The organism is Methylomarinum vadi (genome assembly GCF_000733935.1).
In the GTDB taxonomy this organism is placed as follows: Bacteria; Pseudomonadota; Gammaproteobacteria; order Methylococcales; family Methylomonadaceae; genus Methylomarinum; species Methylomarinum vadi.
In genome coordinates, this window is sequence record NZ_JPON01000001.1 from 3,140,438 (window position 1) to 3,155,867 (window position 15,430).

The following is a 15,430-nucleotide window of genomic DNA, read 5'->3' on the forward strand; positions in this document are numbered from 1 at the left end:
AGACGCCATTTTATCATTTAACGCTAGGATTGATAGTCATATGAGTTGGTTGGGAAAGGTTGTGGGCGGCGCCTTCGGCTTTTTGCTGGGAGGGCCGTTGGGCGCGATACTCGGTGCTTCGGTTGGACACCAGTTCGATACCGGCATGGAAGGGATGCAAGGTGACGTACGTCTCGGCCGAGGGGACCAGCATCGAGTGCAAATGGCTTTTTTTACCGCCACTTTTGCGGTGATGGGGCACTTGGCCAAGGCGGATGGAAGAGTTACCGAGGCGGAAATCAATTTGGCCAAACGCGTTATGGATGAAATGAGGTTGTCCGGCGAAATGCGCAATACCGCCATTAATCTGTTCCGCCAGGGCAAGCAGCCCGGATTTCCTTTGTATGACGTACTCGACCAGTTCCGCCGGGAATGCCACCGGCGCACGCAATTGATACGCATGTTCATGGAAATACAAATCCAGGCGGCCTACGCCGACGGCGGGCTGGATCGGGCGGAGGAAGCCCTGCTGCTGAAGATTTGTGCGCACCTGCATGTATCCCGCTTCGAATACGAAACCATGAAGATGCAGTTCCAGGCCCAGCAACGCTTTTATCGTTATGGCGGGCAGTATCGGGAATCGAGGCAAGCGCAAACGAGCGCGCTGGACGATGCCTACACGGTATTGGGCGTGAAATCGACCGCCAGCGATGCCGAAGTCAAAAAGGCCTATCGCCGGTTGATGGGGCAACACCATCCCGACAAACTGGTCGCCAAAGGCTTGCCGGAGGAAATGATGGTATTAGCCAAGGAAAAAACCCAGCAGATCCGCAAGGCTTATGAAGCGATCAAGGCGGCGCGGGGGACTTGATGCAGAGTTTTACGGCGCTATGGGTTAGCGCAACTCAATAAATACTGCCGCCGGGCTCTTCTTCTGTTTCGGCTAGCGTCATGCCGTCCTCGCCGTCGAGCGTGCCGGCATTTTCCGCGCCCAGTTTGATCATCAGGCGTACCTCGTTTCTGGAATCGGCGGCGTTGAGCGCGTCTTCGTAACTGATCTTGCCGGCGGTGTAGAGATCGTACAGCGCCTGGTCGAAGGTTTGCATGCCGTGCTCGCGCGAATTTTTCATCAATTCTTTCAATTTATGGACTTCGCCCTTGCGAATCAGGTCGGCCATCAATGGCGTATTCAGCATGATTTCGACGGCCGGGTAACGGCCCTTGCCGTCGGCCCGTTTGATCAATTGCTGGGCGACGATACCGCGCAGGTTAAGCGACAGATCCATGAACAACTGGCTGTGCATTTCTTCGGGGAAGAAGTGCAGAATCCGGTCGATGGCTTGGTTGGCGTTGTTGGCGTGCAGGGTGCATAGGCACAAGTGACCGGTCTCGGCGAAGGTGATCGCGTGTTGCATGGTTTCGCGGGTACGCACTTCGCCGATCAGGATGACGTCCGGTGCTTGCCGCAGCGTGTTCTTCAAAGCCACTTCGTAAGACTCGGTGTCCAGCCCGACTTCCCGTTGCGTGACGATGCAGCCCAGATGAGGATGGGTGAATTCGATCGGGTCCTCGATGGTGATGATATGGCCGCTGGTACTTTCGTTGCGATGCCGGATCAAGGCGGCCAACGAGGTCGATTTACCGGTGCCGGTGGCGCCGACAAAAATCACCAAGCCCCGCTTGTACATGATCAAGTCTTTCAGGACCGGCGGAAGGTGAAGGCTGTCGGCTTCCGGTACTTCGGATTCGATGCGGCGCAACACCATTCCGGCCGCATCGCGTTGCGTGAAGGCGCTGACCCGGAAACGGCCGAGTTTGTCGACGCTCAGGGCAAATTGGCATTCCTTGGTGTTCTCGAATTCGTCGCGTTGGCGTTGTTCCATGATGCTCAACACGACCTTGCGGGACTGTTCGGGCGTCAATGGCGTTTTCGACACTTCGGCGACTTTGCCGTCGACTTTCATCGCGGGCGGTTTGCCGGCCGTGATGAACAGGTCGGATGCCTTTTTTTGCACCATCAATGCCAGCAGCGCGGTAAAATCCATCGTATTCTCCAGGTTGCGTTAGCGGAACATGTCTTTGTTGACGGCTTTGACCATGGCCGTTTTCGACATGATCATGCCTTTATCGACCAGTTCCTTGAGGTTTTGATCCAGGGTCTGCATGCCTTCCTTGCGGCCCGTTTGGATGGCGGAATACATCTGTGCAACTTTGGCTTCGCGGATCAGGTTGCGAATCGCCGGGGTGCCCACCATGATCTCGTGGGCCGCGATTCGACCGCCGCCCACTTTTTTCAACAGCGTTTGCGAGATGACCGCTTGTAACGATTCCGACAGCATGGCGCGGATCATGTCTTTTTCCGCGGCCGGAAAGACGTCGATGACCCGGTCGATCGTTTTGGCGGCCGAGGTGGTATGCAGCGTACCGAATACCAAGTGGCCGGTTTCCGCGGCGGTCAGTGCCAGCCGGATAGTCTCCAAGTCGCGCATTTCGCCGACCAAAATGATGTCGGGGTCTTCCCGCAAGGCGGAACGAAGCGCCTCGTTGAATCCTAAGGTGTCTCTATGCACCTCGCGTTGGTTGATCAGGCATTTTTGGCTCTCGTGCACGAATTCGATCGGATCTTCGACCGTCAGAATATGGGCGTACTCGGAGGTGTTGATATGGTTGATCATGGCGGCCAAGGTCGTCGATTTCCCGGAACCGGTCGGGCCGGTGACCAGGATTAATCCTCTTGGCTTTTTGCAGACCTCGGCAAAAAATTTTGGTGCATTCAAATCTTCCAGCGTCAATACCTTCGACGGAATGGTCCGGAATACCGCCGCCGCACCGCGATCTTGGTTAAAGGCGTTGACCCGGAAACGGGCGACATTGGGTAGGGCGAAGGAAAAGTCGGTCTCCAAAAACTCCTCGAAATCGCGGCGTTGCTTGTCGTTCATGATGTCGTAAATCAACGCATGCACTTCCTTATGTTCCAGCGCCGGGATATTGATTCGGCGAATGTCGCCGTCCACCCGGATCATAGGCGGCAGACCGGCTGAAAGGTGGAGGTCGGATGCGTTATTTTTTACTGAAAAGGCCAATAGTTCAGCAATGTCCATAAAAGTCCCCGCGCTTAGGCATAGTGTTCATCTGTCGTGTTTTGCCGCCTGCTTCGAGCGGCGTTGGTATTTTGTATTCGGTGTCGGTATAGATCGAAAGGCGTCAAGCTGGATGAAGCCGCTCGTTATCAAGGGCTATCAAACTATAAACATAGTTCAGATGTTTCAATTTTTGAAGCGCTATTGTTTAATAACGGAACTTGTTCACAACCGAAATCTTCATGGCAACGATACAGCAAAATATTGACAACATCCGTTCGCAAATCAGACATGCCGAACTGGCTGCCGGCAGGGAACGAGGCAGCGTTCGCTTATTGGCCGTCAGTAAAACCAAACCGGCGCAAGATATCGCCGCAGCCTATCAGGCCGGCCAACGGCATTTCGGGGAAAGCTATTTACAGGAAGCGCTGAGCAAACAGCGAGAGTTGGCCGGTTTCGATATCACCTGGCATTTTATAGGTCCGATTCAATCCAACAAGACCCGGCCGATTGCCGGCCATTTCGCTTGGGTGCATAGCGTCGACAGACTCAAAATTGCCAAGCGCCTGAGCGAGCAACGGCCGGCACATTTGCCGCCGCTCAATATTTGCTTACAGGTCAATATCAGTGGCGAAGCAAGTAAATCCGGCATTACGTTGGCCGAGTTACCGCAGTTGCTGGCGGAGGTCAAAGCATTACCGAACCTGCGTCTGCGCGGCGTCATGGCCATTCCCGAACCGGAAACCGATTACCAGCGTCAATGCCATCCGTATCGGATGCTGTATCAGACCGTCAAACAGCTCGGCATGTCCGGTCTGGATACCTTCTCCTTCGGCATGAGCGGAGACCTTAAGGCGGCTATTGCGGAAGGTTCGACCATAGTGAGGATAGGCACTGGGATATTTGGAGTCAGAATATATTGACGACGGCCGTTAGGCTGATTAGGGTGGACAGCAACTTGATGCCCATAAGCAATAGTAACGCGGCAATCAATGGCCTGAGGATTCGGTCGGGCAGTTTCTTGCCCAACAGACTGCCCAGATAAATAGCGGGCAAACCGCCGGCCAGTAGCCCGAATAACAGGGCGAAGTCGATCGAACCGAAATGCAAATGACCGAGACCGGCTATGGCCGTTAACGGAACGGCGTGGGCCAGATCGGTGCCGACAATACTGATCGGGCGTTTGTATGGATAGAGCAAGAAAAGAATGGCCGAACCGATTGCGCCGGCGCCGACCGAGGACAGTGTCACGACGACGCCGAGCAGGCAACCGGCGAGTACGGTGATCGCCGGGCGGTTGTCGCGGACCAATCTGACCAACAGACTGCCGTTATGTTTGCTGTGAACATAGCTTAACAAACGGTTCTTGATGACGATGATTAGCGCGGTCAATATCAGCATGATTCCTAAAGTGCCGATGATCAGATGATCGTAATTGATGTTTGACGCACGCAAGCGCTCCAGCAAAGATATGGTCAATATCGAGCAGGGCACGCTGCCGCTTCCGAGCAGCAAGACGATTTTCCAGTCGACAGTACCCTGTTTGTGATGAAAAAACACGCCGCTGCACTTGGTGATGGCCGCATAAAACAGGTCCGTACCCACCGCGATCGCAGGAGTGAAACCGAATCCCATGACTAGGATGGGGGTCATCAAGGAACCGCCGCCGACGCCGGTCAAGCCTATTATCAAACCCACTAAGGAGCCGGCCGCTATGTGTATTAATTCCATTGGTGCTTTAAATCTAAATTGAAATGAGCGGCAACTATAATGTAGATGATATATATTTAATAGTGATAAAAAATTATATAGTTATTCTAAAAACAGATAATGAAGCTGCAACAATTACGCTATTTGTGCGAGATCGAACGGCAGAACATGAATATATCCAAAGCTGCGGCCGCTTTGTTTACTTCGCAATCCGGGGTCAGCAAGCAGATTCAACTTCTGGAACAGGAATTGAATGTTCAGTTGTTCCGGCGTAAGGGCAAGCATTTGCTGGCTTTCAGTGAGGCTGGGGAAAAAGTTTTGTACTATGCCAAGGAGGCTTTGCAAAAAGTCGAGAATATTCGGCTGCTGGCGGATGAATTAAACCGTTCCCAGCAATCCCTGACCTTGGCGACCACCCATACTCAAGCGCGTTATGTGTTGCCGAAGGTTGTCGAGCAATTTTTACGCGTTTATCCCGCTATCGATCTGCATCTTCATCAGGGCACCCCCAGCCAAATCGCCGACATGCTGGAGCGGGGCGAGGTCGATATCGCGATTGCCACGGAGGCATTGGCCGATCGCGAGGCATTACTATCCATGCCTTGTTACCAATGGAGCCGCAGTATCATTACCCGGCAGGGGCATCCCTTGACGCAACTGTCCTCGGTCGCGCTGGCCGACGTGGCGCGCTATCCGATCATTACCTATGTCCAGGGGTTCACCGGCCGCGAGCAATTGGACGAAACCTTCCGCCGAGAACGGCTACAGCCGGACTTCGTGCTGACGGCGGTCGATGCCGACGTGATCAAAACCTACGTTCGTCTGGGCCTGGGTATCGGCATCATCGCCGACATGGCTTTTCATCCGGACCAGGACCGGGATCTACAGGCGCTCAATGCCAAGAATCTGTTCGGTGTCAGTACCAGCCGGATCGCGATCAAGCGGGACAAATACATCAAGGATTATGTTTTTCGTTTCATCGAAATGTTCGCTCCGCATTTGTCCGCAGATGTCGTCAAACAAGCCCTGCTTTGTTCGAACAACGCGGAAGCTGAAAAACTGTTCGCCGATTTTGTCGTGCCGATCTACCGGCCACCGAAACCGAGTGAACATGAACTTCAATAATTCCGTTTGATGAGGTGGATAATCAAGAATGAGTGTCCGGCTTATGTTTCGCTAAGCTTATTCCCCATTATTTTTACGCATAGGAATTTGCAATTGCCATCAAAATTGGATGAGGCAATGCCGGATCGGCTGAACTGGCCCGGCATCTGCAATCCGTCGGTAGGGTTCTCCGGGATTGTATGAGGAGAGGATGGCTAGAGCTAGAATCCGCTCTGATAAAATGGTACAGTTTCGCTCTTATGTTAAGTCATCTGTCAGACTATCGACGCTAAATCCATGAAAAAAAAGAATTCTACGATTAATTATTTTATTGCGCTCGCGACCATGTTTTTTTTGGCCGCTTCCCTATCGGGGTGTTCCGACGACAAACCCAAGACTGTCGCCAAAAAGGCCGTGCATAATCCCTTCGATCATTCCCACGATGCCGATGTGACCGATTTGGAAAAGCATAAGTTCGAACATGATTTTGCCGAGCAATGCGTGCAACGGGAGATCAAGAATTCGGTCAATAAGGCCGAGGACAAGCTACGTTACGCTAAGCCATGCATGTGCATCGCGAAATATATGATGAAAGATCTGACCGCGGTGGAAGCGGAGAAATTTCTGAAAGAACATAAGGACACCCAATCGCTGCGCATCCGTTTCGAAAACGCCGCTTACCATTGCTTGCAGCAGACTAATCAAGCAAAAACCCCGCAATTGTTCGGCAAGCGTTAATCAAATTAGTCTTCGCATTGTCCATTAGCCGCTGCTAACGGTTGGTGGGCAATACTCGAGGGATGGCTGGAAACAGGTATTTCTACCGGCCATCACTTATCAGTTCACATCTGTCATCAACCAATCAACAGCAACATCATCATGACTCAGTCAGCCGAATTATTTTCTCAGGCGAAACAAGTAATTCCGGGCGGTGTTAATTCGCCAGTCCGTTCCTTTAGCGGCGTCGGCGGAACGCCGGTCTATTTCGACCACGCTTCCGGGGCTTATGTATTCGATAGCGAAAATAAACGCTATATCGATTATGTCGGGTCCTGGGGACCGATGATTCTTGGCCATGCCCATCCCGAAGTGATTGCCGCAGTCAAGGAAACGGCGGAAAAAGGCCTCAGTTTCGGCGCGCCGACCGAAATCGAGACCCGCATGGCCGCCAAGGTTTGTGAACTGGTGCCGTCGGTCGATCTGGTGCGGATGGTCAGTTCCGGCACCGAGGCCACCATGAGTGCGTTGCGTCTTGCCCGCGGCTATACCGGGCGCGACAAGATCGTCAAATTCGAGGGCTGTTATCACGGCCATTCCGATTCGCTGCTGGTGAAGGCCGGGTCCGGCGCCTTAACCTTGGGTGTGCCCAGCTCGCCCGGCGTGCCGGCGGCGCTAGCGGCGGACACGATTACCTTGACCTATAACGATAGCGACGCGGTTAGGGAAGCCTTTGCTGCGAGCGGTGAGCAGATCGCCTGCATCATCGTCGAGCCGGTGGCCGGCAATATGAATTGTATCCCCCCGGAACCGGGATTTTTGGAGACCTTGCGGGACGTTTGCGACCAATACGGCAGCGTGTTGATTTTCGATGAAGTGATGACCGGTTTTCGCGTTGGCTTGCACGGTGCCCAAGGTTACTATGGAGTCATGCCCGATTTGACCACGTTGGGCAAGGTGATCGGCGGCGGCATGCCGGTCGGCGCGTTCGGCGGCCGGCACGAGATCATGCAGCATCTGGCGCCGCTCGGGCCGGTCTATCAGGCGGGCACGTTGTCCGGTAATCCGGTGGCGATGGCGGCCGGTCTGAAAACATTGGAGTTGATTTCGGTTCCGGGGTTTTATGACGAATTGAGTCGCAAAACCGAAAAATTGGCCGCCGGCATGCGGCAACAGGCGGCAACGGCCGGCATCGCGTTGAGTTGCAACCAGGTCGGCGGCATGTTCGGCTTGTTTTTTACCGGCGAGGAAAGAGTCAGTCGTTTCGCCCAAGTGATGCAATGCGACCAGAAATTATTCAAGCGTTTTTTTCATGCCATGCTGGATGAAGGCGTTTATCTGGCGCCGTCCGCGTTCGAAGCCGGCTTCGTTTCTGCCGCGCATAGCGATGAGGACTTGGAGGAAACGCTGCAGGCCGCCGGCAAGGTGTTTAAATCGCTTTAATGGTCGGGATGCAACAACTGTGGCCGCTATTGGCGGCCGCACTGGTCGGTTTTCTGCTCGGTTGGGCGTTGATCGGCATAAAGTATCGCAAACAGGGTCAACACCTCACCGAACTGGAAGAGATATTAATCCAGAAAAAAGAGGAACAGCAGCAGTTTGCCGTCAAACTGGCCGTCGCCGAAGAAAAGCTCGAGCATTTTTCGGCCCAAAATGATGAATCCCGCCAATTACAGCAACAATTGATCCAGGCTAACACAGCCAATGCGGAACTGCGGACCCAGTTGCGGGAGCAGCAACAACACAACGACGAAAAAATACAATTGCTGCACAATGCCGAAGCCCAGTTGAAGATCCAGTTTGAAAATCTGGCCAACCGTATTTTCGAGGAGCGCGGCAAGCAATTCAGCGAGCAGAATAAGACCAGCATAGAACACCTGGTTATGCCGCTGAAACAACAGTTGGGCGATTTCAAGTCCCGTTTGGAGGCGGTCTACGACAACGAGAGCAAAGACCGAATCTCTCTTCGCGAGGAAATCGCCTCGTTGCGGCGCGATACCGCGAAAATGAATCAGGAAGCGCTGAACCTGACCCGGGCGCTGAAAGGCGACAAGAAGGCGCAGGGCAACTGGGGCGAAATGATACTGGAAAAGGTACTGGAGCAGTCCGGGTTACGTAAGGGCATCGAATACGAAACCCAGGGCGCGTTCCGCGATGCCGACAATAAATTATTCAAACCCGACGTCATTGTCCGCCTGCCGGAAGACAAAGATGTCATAATCGATTCCAAGGTGTCGTTGCTGGCCTATGAGCGTTACTGTTCGGCGGAGGAGGAGCGGGAAAGAAGACAGGCCCTGAAAGAACACAGCGACGCCGTCAGAAACCATATCAGGACCTTGAGCGATAAGGATTATTCGTCGCTACAGGGCCTCCGCTCATTGGATTTCGTATTATTGTTCATGCCGATCGAAGCGGCGTTCATGGCGGCTTTTCAGGCTGACGAAAAGCTGTTTTCGGAGGCCTTCGAGCATAAGATCGTCGTCGTAACGCCGACGACGTTGCTGGCGACGTTACGAACGATACAAAACATTTGGCGCTACGAACAGCAGAATGAAAACGCCAAGGCCATCGCCGACAAGGCCGGCTCTCTCTACGATAAAATTCGCGGTTTCGTCGAAGACCTGGAGCGGCTCGGTAACCAGCTAGCCACGGTCAACAAGACCTATGACGCGGTGATGAATAAACTGACTACGGGCCAGGGCAATCTGGTGCGCCAGGCCGACAGTTTTGTGGAATTGGGCGTAAAGGTTAAGAAAAAACTGCCGAAATCGGTGACGGAAAGGGCTGGCTTGGGGGACGATTAAGCGCGCTAGGATTTCGCTGCGCTCTACCCATCCCCTAACCATGCTACTCGCTATTGCTGTGCGCCAGGACAAAGGCGGTGAGCTTTTTGAAATCTTCGGCCTTGATATTGGGGAAAGAAGGCATCATTAAGGAGCCCGATTTGACTTTGTGAATGACATAGGTGGGATTGGCGTTTTTCGGGTCTATATGAAAAATTGCACCTTTGTCGTCCGCTTTATGACACTCGGCGCAGGCGGACTGATAAATTTCTTCGCCGCTGGCCTGGGGTTCCGGCGTATAATCGCGCGAACAGGCATTGAGTAGGGTTAGGGAGAGGGCGGATGCGGTTATTATTGTTATTCGATTCATCGAGGCTCCTATTGCTGATAAATGGTTCGACCGGCCTGCAGGGTATGAGTGACTTTTCCTTGCAGGCTCTTGTTCCAAAAAGGCGTGTTTTTCCCGGCGCTTTGCCAGCTGTCATGACCGACGAGCCAGGATTGCTCCGGTGCGAAAATACAGATGTCGGCTCCCAGGCCCGGCGTTAGCGCACCTTTGTCCAAGCCCAAAATTTTGGCGGGCTTTTCCGTCAGGGCCGCGATTGACTGGGTCAGGCTGATGGGATGTTCGCGGCTGAGTCGCAAGGTCAACGGCAACAAGGTTTCCAGGGCGGCGATACCGGCCTGGGTTTCCGGGAAGGCACCCAGTTTCGCATCCAAATCGTGGGGCTGATGATCCGAGCAAATGGCGTCGATCGTGCCGTTGACCAAGCCGTTGCGCAGGAATTGTTTATCGCTGTCGCTGCGGAAGGGCGGGTCGACGTGGTAGGCGCTGTCGAACGGGATCATGTCGTCTTCGGTCAGATGCAGCTGATGAATGGCGACATCGGCGGTGACATTGAGGCCGTATTTTTTCGCCTGTTGCAGCTTGATGACAGAGCCCTTGCAACTGATGCGGCTGAAATGCACGCGGCAGCCGGTCAATTGCGCCAGTTCCAAGCATTGCGCCACGGCCACCGTTTCGGCGGCGGCCGGAATGCCGGGTAGGCCGTAACGGCTAGCGAAAGCGCCATCGTGGGCGCAGCCGTCGGCGCTCAGGGACGGTTCGTTGGGACGATAAATCAATAACAGGCCATGACTGTCGGCATACTCCATCGCCCGCCGCAAAATCTGCAACTTGGTCAGCGGCAAGTCGGCGTTGCCGACGGCGATACAACCAGCCTGTTTTAATGCGAACATCGAACTGATCTCATTACCCGCCAGTCGTTGAGTCAGCGCGCCGATGGGGAGGATTTGTTCGTAACCGGCTTTTTCCGATTTGTCCTTGATGTATTCGACCACGGCAGGCGTATCGATGACCGGATTGGTGTCGGGTGGCAGACACAGAGTCGTCACGCCGGCCGCCGCGGCGGCGCGGGTTTCCGATTGTATATTGCCCTTGCGGGTGTGTCCCGGTTCGCGCAGACGGGCACTTAGGTCGATGAAGCCGGGGCAGACGATTTGCTGTTCGGCTTCGATGATGCGATCAGGGGTAAAAGCTTCCAGCTCGTCGCCGACAGCAATGATGTTACCGTCGGCAACACTGACCGACCCCTGGCGATCCAGATTATTGGCAGGGTCGATGATTCTGCCGCCGCGGATTAAAAGTTTGCTCATTGGTTGACTCCACTGCTTTGCATGGCCATCGACATTATGGCCATGCGCACGGCGATGCCATTGCTGACTTGTTGCAGGATAACCGACTGCGGTCCGTCGGCGACACTGGATTCGATTTCCACGCCCCGATTGATCGGGCCGGGATGCATGACGATAGCGTCCGGCTTGGCCAATTTGACTTTGTGTGCGCTCAAGCCGAAACATTTGAAATATTCGCTTTCGCTCGGCAGCAGCGCTGAATTCATGCGTTCTTTCTGCAGCCTCAGCATGATGATGACATCAATATCGTCTAGGCCTTGTTCCATGTTGTGGTAAGCCTTGACGCCGAGTCGTTCGACCTGGGCTGGTAGCAGGGTTTTGGGCGCAATGACCCTGACTTCCTTGGCGCCGAGAATATTGAGCGCTTGAATTTGCGAACGGGCCACACGGGAATGCAATATGTCACCGATGATCGCGACTTTCAGATTATCGAAATCGTGTTTGTGTTGACGGATGGTAAACATGTCCAGCATGGCCTGGGTGGGATGGGCGTGGCGTCCGTCGCCGGCATTGATTACGCTGATATGCTGCGCGCAGTTTTCGGCAATGAAATGGGCCGCGCCGCTGATGGCGTGCCGGACTACGAACATATCGACATGCATCGCTTCCAGATTGCGGATCGTATCCAGGAGGCTTTCCCCTTTGGACGTCGCGGATGTGGCGATGTTGATGTTCAACACATCGGCGGAAAGTCGGGTGGCGGCCAGTTCGAACGTGGTGCGGGTGCGGGTGCTGTTTTCGAAAAACAAGTTGGTAATGGTCTTGCCGCGCAGTAAAGGAACCTTTTTGACCTGTTGTTCCGACATGCCGGCAAACGAGGCGGCGGTGTCGAGGATTTCGGTCAGCATTTCCCGACTAAAGCCTTCGATCGACAGGAAATGCTTTAATTTTCCTTCCTCGTTCAATTGCAGATTGGCGCTCATGGTATTAGGCTGCATGCTCGATGGTTTTGATGTCAATGCTCAAGGGTTCCGGCCCGGTCAGTTTGATGCGTTGACCCGGTTGCAGGGTGACCTGGCGGCCGCAGCAGTCGGGGCGCAAGGGGATTTGGCGACCGTCCCGTTCGATCAATACCGCCAATAACACTTGGTTAGGGCGGCCGTAATCGAAAATTTCATTTAGCGCGGCCCGCACGGTGCGGCCGGTATAGAATACGTCATCGACCAGAATGATGTCGCGTCCCTCGACGTGGGAAGGCAATTGGCTGGTCTTGATTTTGGGGTTCATGCCGATTTGGGAAAAATCGTCGCGATAAAAGGAAATGTCCAAGACCCCTAAGGGTTCCGCTAAGTTAAGGCGCTGGTGCAGTCGTTCGGCGATCCATACACCGCCGCTGTGGATGCCAATCATCAGCGGATTGTGTAATTGCCGGGACGCGATGGCTTGGCGAAGTTCCGTTTCCAGGGTGTCCAGTAAGGCGGGAATATCTTGTGTCGTGATTGTCATGTGGTTGAGTGTGTATTAAGCCAGCTTTGCAGGATCAACTGGGCCGCCAGCTGGTCCTGGACTGCCCATAGTTTAGCAGCTCTGACCCCCAGTTCATCGAATAGCATTTGTTTGGCCTCGAAGGTCGACAAGGCTTCGTCAACCTGAAAGACGGGCAGACGGAAGCGGCCTTCCAGCTGGCGGCAGAATTTTTGCATTCGCGGCGTGATGATGTTGTCCGAGCCGTCGGCTTGTCGGGATATGCCGACCACGAGCCCGGCCGGGCGCCATTCCTCGATCAGTTTGGCGATGCTGTCCCAGTCTATTTTTTGCTGGGGCGAGCGTAGGGTCTGCAGCGGACTGGCTGTGCTGGTGGTAGTTTGGCCGATAGCGACGCCGATCTTTTTGTTGCCGAAGTCGAAGCCCAGGTATGTATCGCTGTTATGTTTGAGTAATGGGTCTGGCTTAGGCATGTCCCGCCGGAGTGGTCAGTTTATTGATATCAATGCCCATTTGACTGGCCGCGGCGTTCCAACGCTGACTGATCGGCATGTCGTAAAGAATATTTTCCCAGCAAGGGGTATTCAACCAGGCGTTGTCGACAATTTCCCGTTCCAATTGACCGCTGCCCCAGCCGGCATAGCCCAAAGCGATCAGAAAATGTTCCGGACCTTCATCGGCAGCGATCGCTTCGAGAATGTCGCGTGAACTGGTCAGGCATGTCGTCGCGGAAATCGCCAATGTGGAATCCCACGTTTTGCCGCAGGGGCTATGGATAACGAAACCTCTTTCTTGTTGTACCGGGCCGCCGGCAAACACCGGTGTATTTTTAATATGGTCGTAAGGCGTTTGTATCTTCATTTGCTCGAAAATATCGCCCAGTTTCAGCCCGGCGGAACGGTTGATCACGATGCCCAGCGCTCCTTCGGCATTGTGCTGGCATAAGTAGGTGACCGTGTGCGTAAAATTGGGGTCAGCCAGGTTTGGCATCGCGATCAGAAATTGATTATTCAAATAGGTAGCAGTCATTTTATTTATCGGGTTGTCAAACCGGATTCATCGGTAAATTTCCACACTCGGGTAATCACCAACACATCCAATTCTTCTAACAATTCGACGGGTAATTCCGCAAAGGGTGCGCTCATGCGAACGATGCGTTTGGCGGCATCGTCCAAGGCCTGGTTGCCTGAAGATTTGGTAATGCGCATGCTGTATATGCTGCCGTCCGCCTTGATGCCTACATCCATCGTCAAGGTCCCGGAAAATCCTTTCTTGCGTGCCACTTCAGGATAGTTTAGGTTGCCGGTGCGTTCAACTTTATTTTCCCAATCCTTAATGTATTGAGCGGCGACATATTTATGGGTGCTGACCGCATTGACAAATTTGATCCGGCTGAGTTCAGAACTGGGCCGACTTTGCCTGATTTGTTCGCCTAATTGCGCAATTTGTTGCTGCAAGGATTCCGGCGTTAATTGCGGTTTGCTTTGTTGAGCTTGGCTCAGTGTGTCGGGCTTGCTGGCGCTTGCGATCTTTTCCGGCGCTTGCTCCGTCGTCACCTTTTTTTGCTTGGCTTGCGGTTTGCTCGCCTTTTTTGGTGGTGCTGGCTGCCGTTGTTGGCCGCTGCCTTGACTGGGCAATTTTTGTTTCGGCGGCTCCGGTTTTTTATTTACCTTGCCGGCGCCGATTTGATTGTCCTGAGCAAGATAATGGGCTTTTTTCGGCGCCTTTTTGGCAGATGAGCTCGATAACGTTATTTCGATCGATTTGCGCACTTTTTCAGGGCGAGGGATGCTGAAGTTAAGGTTCATCAGGAGAACGACATGCACTATCGCGGCAATGAATAAGGCTGTGAGCAAGGAATCACTATGCGAAATGGGTGTCGGGTTATTTGGAAAAGATGACATGTTAGCGCAGTTTGGTTTCGATATGGTCCAGCAAGCGGGCGCTGATATTGAGACCGAATTGGTTGTCCAGTTCCTGGACGCAGGTCGGGCTGGTGACATTGATTTCGGTGAGGTAATCGCCGATGACATCTAGGCCGACGAACAGGAGGCCTTTTTGCTTCAAGGTAGGCCCGACTTGGCGGGCGATCCACCAGTCCCGCTCTGTGAGTTCCCGGCCTTCAGCTCTACCCCCCGCGGCCAGATTGCCGCGAGTTTCCCCGCTGGCTGGAATGCGGGCCAGCGCGTAAGGGATAGGTTCGCCGTCCACCAACAAAATGCGTTTGTCGCCGTCTTTGATTTCGGGGAGATAGCGTTGCGCCATGATAAAACGCGAGGTATGCTGGGTCATCGTTTCCAATATGACGCTCAGGTTGGGATCGTTCTCGCGGACATGAAAAATCGAAGCGCCGCCCATGCCGTCCAAGGGTTTTAGAATGATTTCGCCGTGTTGGCGTAAAAAATCACGAATACGCCGCGGTTCCCTGGCTACCAGGGTCGGGGCGCAGCATTGGGGGAACCAGGCGGTAAACAGTTTTTCGTTGGCGTCCCTGAGCGATTGCGGTTTGTTGATAACCAGCGTGCCGGCGCGTTCCGCCTGTTCCAAGAGATAAGTGGCGTAGATATATTCCTGGTCGAAAGGAGGGTCCTTGCGCATCAAGATGACATCCAGCTCGGACAAGGCCATGTCTTGCTCGGCGGTAAATTCATGCCACCGGGCTGGGTTGCGCTGGACGCTAAGCGTGCGGGTTTTGGCATGGGCTTGGCCGTTGCTTAGGAAAAGATCGTTCATCTCCATATAATGCAATTCCCAGTTTCTGGCCTGGGCTTCCAACAGCATCGCAAAGCTGGTGTCTTTTTTAATATTGATACGGTCGATGGGGTCCATGACCATGCCTAACTTAATGCTCATCGGTGAACCTGCGGTATTTTGAGTTGATGTGGGAAAAGCAATTTTACCAAATTTAATTTAGGCCCGGTTGTTTACCTAAAAAAG

17 protein-coding genes are annotated in these 15,430 nt (G+C 53.7%); 6 read left to right on the top strand and 11 right to left on the bottom strand.

What is annotated here, in order from left to right:
* Positions 1-40: 40 nt before the first annotated feature.
* A complete protein-coding gene (djlA, locus tag EP25_RS0115615) occupies positions 41-850 on the top strand; it encodes a co-chaperone DjlA (protein ID WP_031434758.1) in 810 nt (269 codons plus the stop codon).
* A gap of 34 nt (positions 851-884) precedes the next feature.
* On the opposite strand, the gene EP25_RS0115620 is transcribed toward djlA, so the two are convergent.
* Together EP25_RS0115620 and EP25_RS0115625 are read right to left on the bottom strand one after the other, a co-directional pair.
* On the bottom strand, positions 885-2,024 hold the full coding sequence (locus tag EP25_RS0115620) for a PilT/PilU family type 4a pilus ATPase (RefSeq protein WP_031434759.1): 1,140 nt from the start codon (positions 2,022-2,024) through the stop codon (positions 885-887).
* Positions 2,025-2,042: 18 nt separating this feature from the next.
* Positions 2,043-3,080: a type IV pilus twitching motility protein PilT gene (locus EP25_RS0115625; RefSeq protein WP_031434760.1), complete on the bottom strand. Its 1,038-nt coding sequence runs from the start codon at positions 3,078-3,080 to the stop codon at positions 2,043-2,045.
* A 221-nt stretch (positions 3,081-3,301) separates the two neighbouring features.
* Between EP25_RS0115625 and EP25_RS0115630 the strand changes: the two genes are divergently transcribed.
* On the top strand, positions 3,302-3,982 hold the full coding sequence (locus EP25_RS0115630) for a YggS family pyridoxal phosphate-dependent enzyme (protein WP_031434761.1): 681 nt from the start codon (positions 3,302-3,304) through the stop codon (positions 3,980-3,982).
* Here the strand turns inward: EP25_RS0115630 and EP25_RS0115635 are convergent.
* A complete protein-coding gene (locus EP25_RS0115635) occupies positions 3,969-4,790 on the bottom strand; it encodes a sulfite exporter TauE/SafE family protein (RefSeq protein WP_051906770.1) in 822 nt (273 codons plus the stop codon). The two genes, EP25_RS0115630 and EP25_RS0115635, sit on opposite strands and share 14 nt — an antisense overlap.
* A gap of 99 nt (positions 4,791-4,889) precedes the next feature.
* On the opposite strand from EP25_RS0115635, the gene cysB reads away from it, so the two are divergent.
* The 4 genes from cysB (at position 4,890) to rmuC (ending at position 9,394) form a co-directional block, all read left to right on the top strand.
* The gene (gene cysB, locus EP25_RS0115640; RefSeq protein WP_051906772.1) at positions 4,890-5,894 is read left to right on the top strand and encodes an HTH-type transcriptional regulator CysB; all 1,005 of its coding nucleotides are present in this window, start codon (positions 4,890-4,892) and stop codon (positions 5,892-5,894) included.
* A gap of 276 nt (positions 5,895-6,170) precedes the next feature.
* Positions 6,171-6,611: a hypothetical protein gene (locus EP25_RS0115645; protein ID WP_031434764.1), complete on the top strand. Its 441-nt coding sequence runs from the start codon at positions 6,171-6,173 to the stop codon at positions 6,609-6,611.
* A 141-nt stretch (positions 6,612-6,752) separates the two neighbouring features.
* Complete coding sequence (gene hemL / locus EP25_RS0115650) at positions 6,753-8,033, top strand: glutamate-1-semialdehyde 2,1-aminomutase (RefSeq protein ID WP_031434765.1); 1,281 nt, start codon at positions 6,753-6,755, stop codon at positions 8,031-8,033.
* Positions 8,034-8,041: 8 nt separating this feature from the next.
* The gene (gene rmuC, locus EP25_RS0115655; RefSeq protein WP_235185923.1) at positions 8,042-9,394 is read left to right on the top strand and encodes a DNA recombination protein RmuC; all 1,353 of its coding nucleotides are present in this window, start codon (positions 8,042-8,044) and stop codon (positions 9,392-9,394) included.
* Positions 9,395-9,437: 43 nt separating this feature from the next.
* On the opposite strand, the gene EP25_RS0115660 is transcribed toward rmuC, so the two are convergent.
* From EP25_RS0115660 to gshB, 8 genes are read right to left on the bottom strand one after another with little or no spacing between them, the layout of a single operon-like run.
* A complete protein-coding gene (locus EP25_RS0115660) occupies positions 9,438-9,743 on the bottom strand; it encodes a c-type cytochrome (protein WP_031434767.1) in 306 nt (101 codons plus the stop codon).
* Between the two features lie 8 nt (positions 9,744-9,751).
* Positions 9,752-11,029, bottom strand: a complete 1,278-nt coding sequence (locus EP25_RS0115665; protein ID WP_031434768.1) for a dihydroorotase — start codon at positions 11,027-11,029, stop codon at positions 9,752-9,754.
* Entirely contained in the window at positions 11,026-12,006 is a 981-nt protein-coding gene (locus tag EP25_RS0115670; protein ID WP_407661364.1) for an aspartate carbamoyltransferase catalytic subunit, read from the bottom strand. The genes EP25_RS0115665 and EP25_RS0115670 overlap by 4 nt, the downstream gene beginning before the upstream one ends.
* On the bottom strand, positions 11,996-12,514 hold the full coding sequence (gene pyrR / locus EP25_RS0115675; protein WP_031434770.1) for a bifunctional pyr operon transcriptional regulator/uracil phosphoribosyltransferase PyrR: 519 nt from the start codon (positions 12,512-12,514) through the stop codon (positions 11,996-11,998). Before pyrR ends, EP25_RS0115670 begins: the two co-directional genes overlap by 11 nt.
* A complete protein-coding gene (ruvX, locus tag EP25_RS0115680) occupies positions 12,511-12,966 on the bottom strand; it encodes a Holliday junction resolvase RuvX (protein WP_031434771.1) in 456 nt (151 codons plus the stop codon). Before ruvX ends, pyrR begins: the two co-directional genes overlap by 4 nt.
* The gene (locus tag EP25_RS0115685) at positions 12,959-13,522 is read right to left on the bottom strand and encodes a YqgE/AlgH family protein (RefSeq protein ID WP_031434772.1); all 564 of its coding nucleotides are present in this window, start codon (positions 13,520-13,522) and stop codon (positions 12,959-12,961) included. Before EP25_RS0115685 ends, ruvX begins: the two co-directional genes overlap by 8 nt.
* 5 nt (positions 13,523-13,527) lie before the next feature.
* The gene (locus EP25_RS0115690) at positions 13,528-14,349 is read right to left on the bottom strand and encodes an energy transducer TonB (protein WP_327036936.1); all 822 of its coding nucleotides are present in this window, start codon (positions 14,347-14,349) and stop codon (positions 13,528-13,530) included.
* Between the two features lie 49 nt (positions 14,350-14,398).
* Positions 14,399-15,346, bottom strand: coding sequence for a glutathione synthase (gene gshB, locus EP25_RS0115695; RefSeq protein ID WP_031434774.1), 948 nt, complete (start codon positions 15,344-15,346; stop codon positions 14,399-14,401).
* Positions 15,347-15,430: the final 84 nt, after the last annotated feature.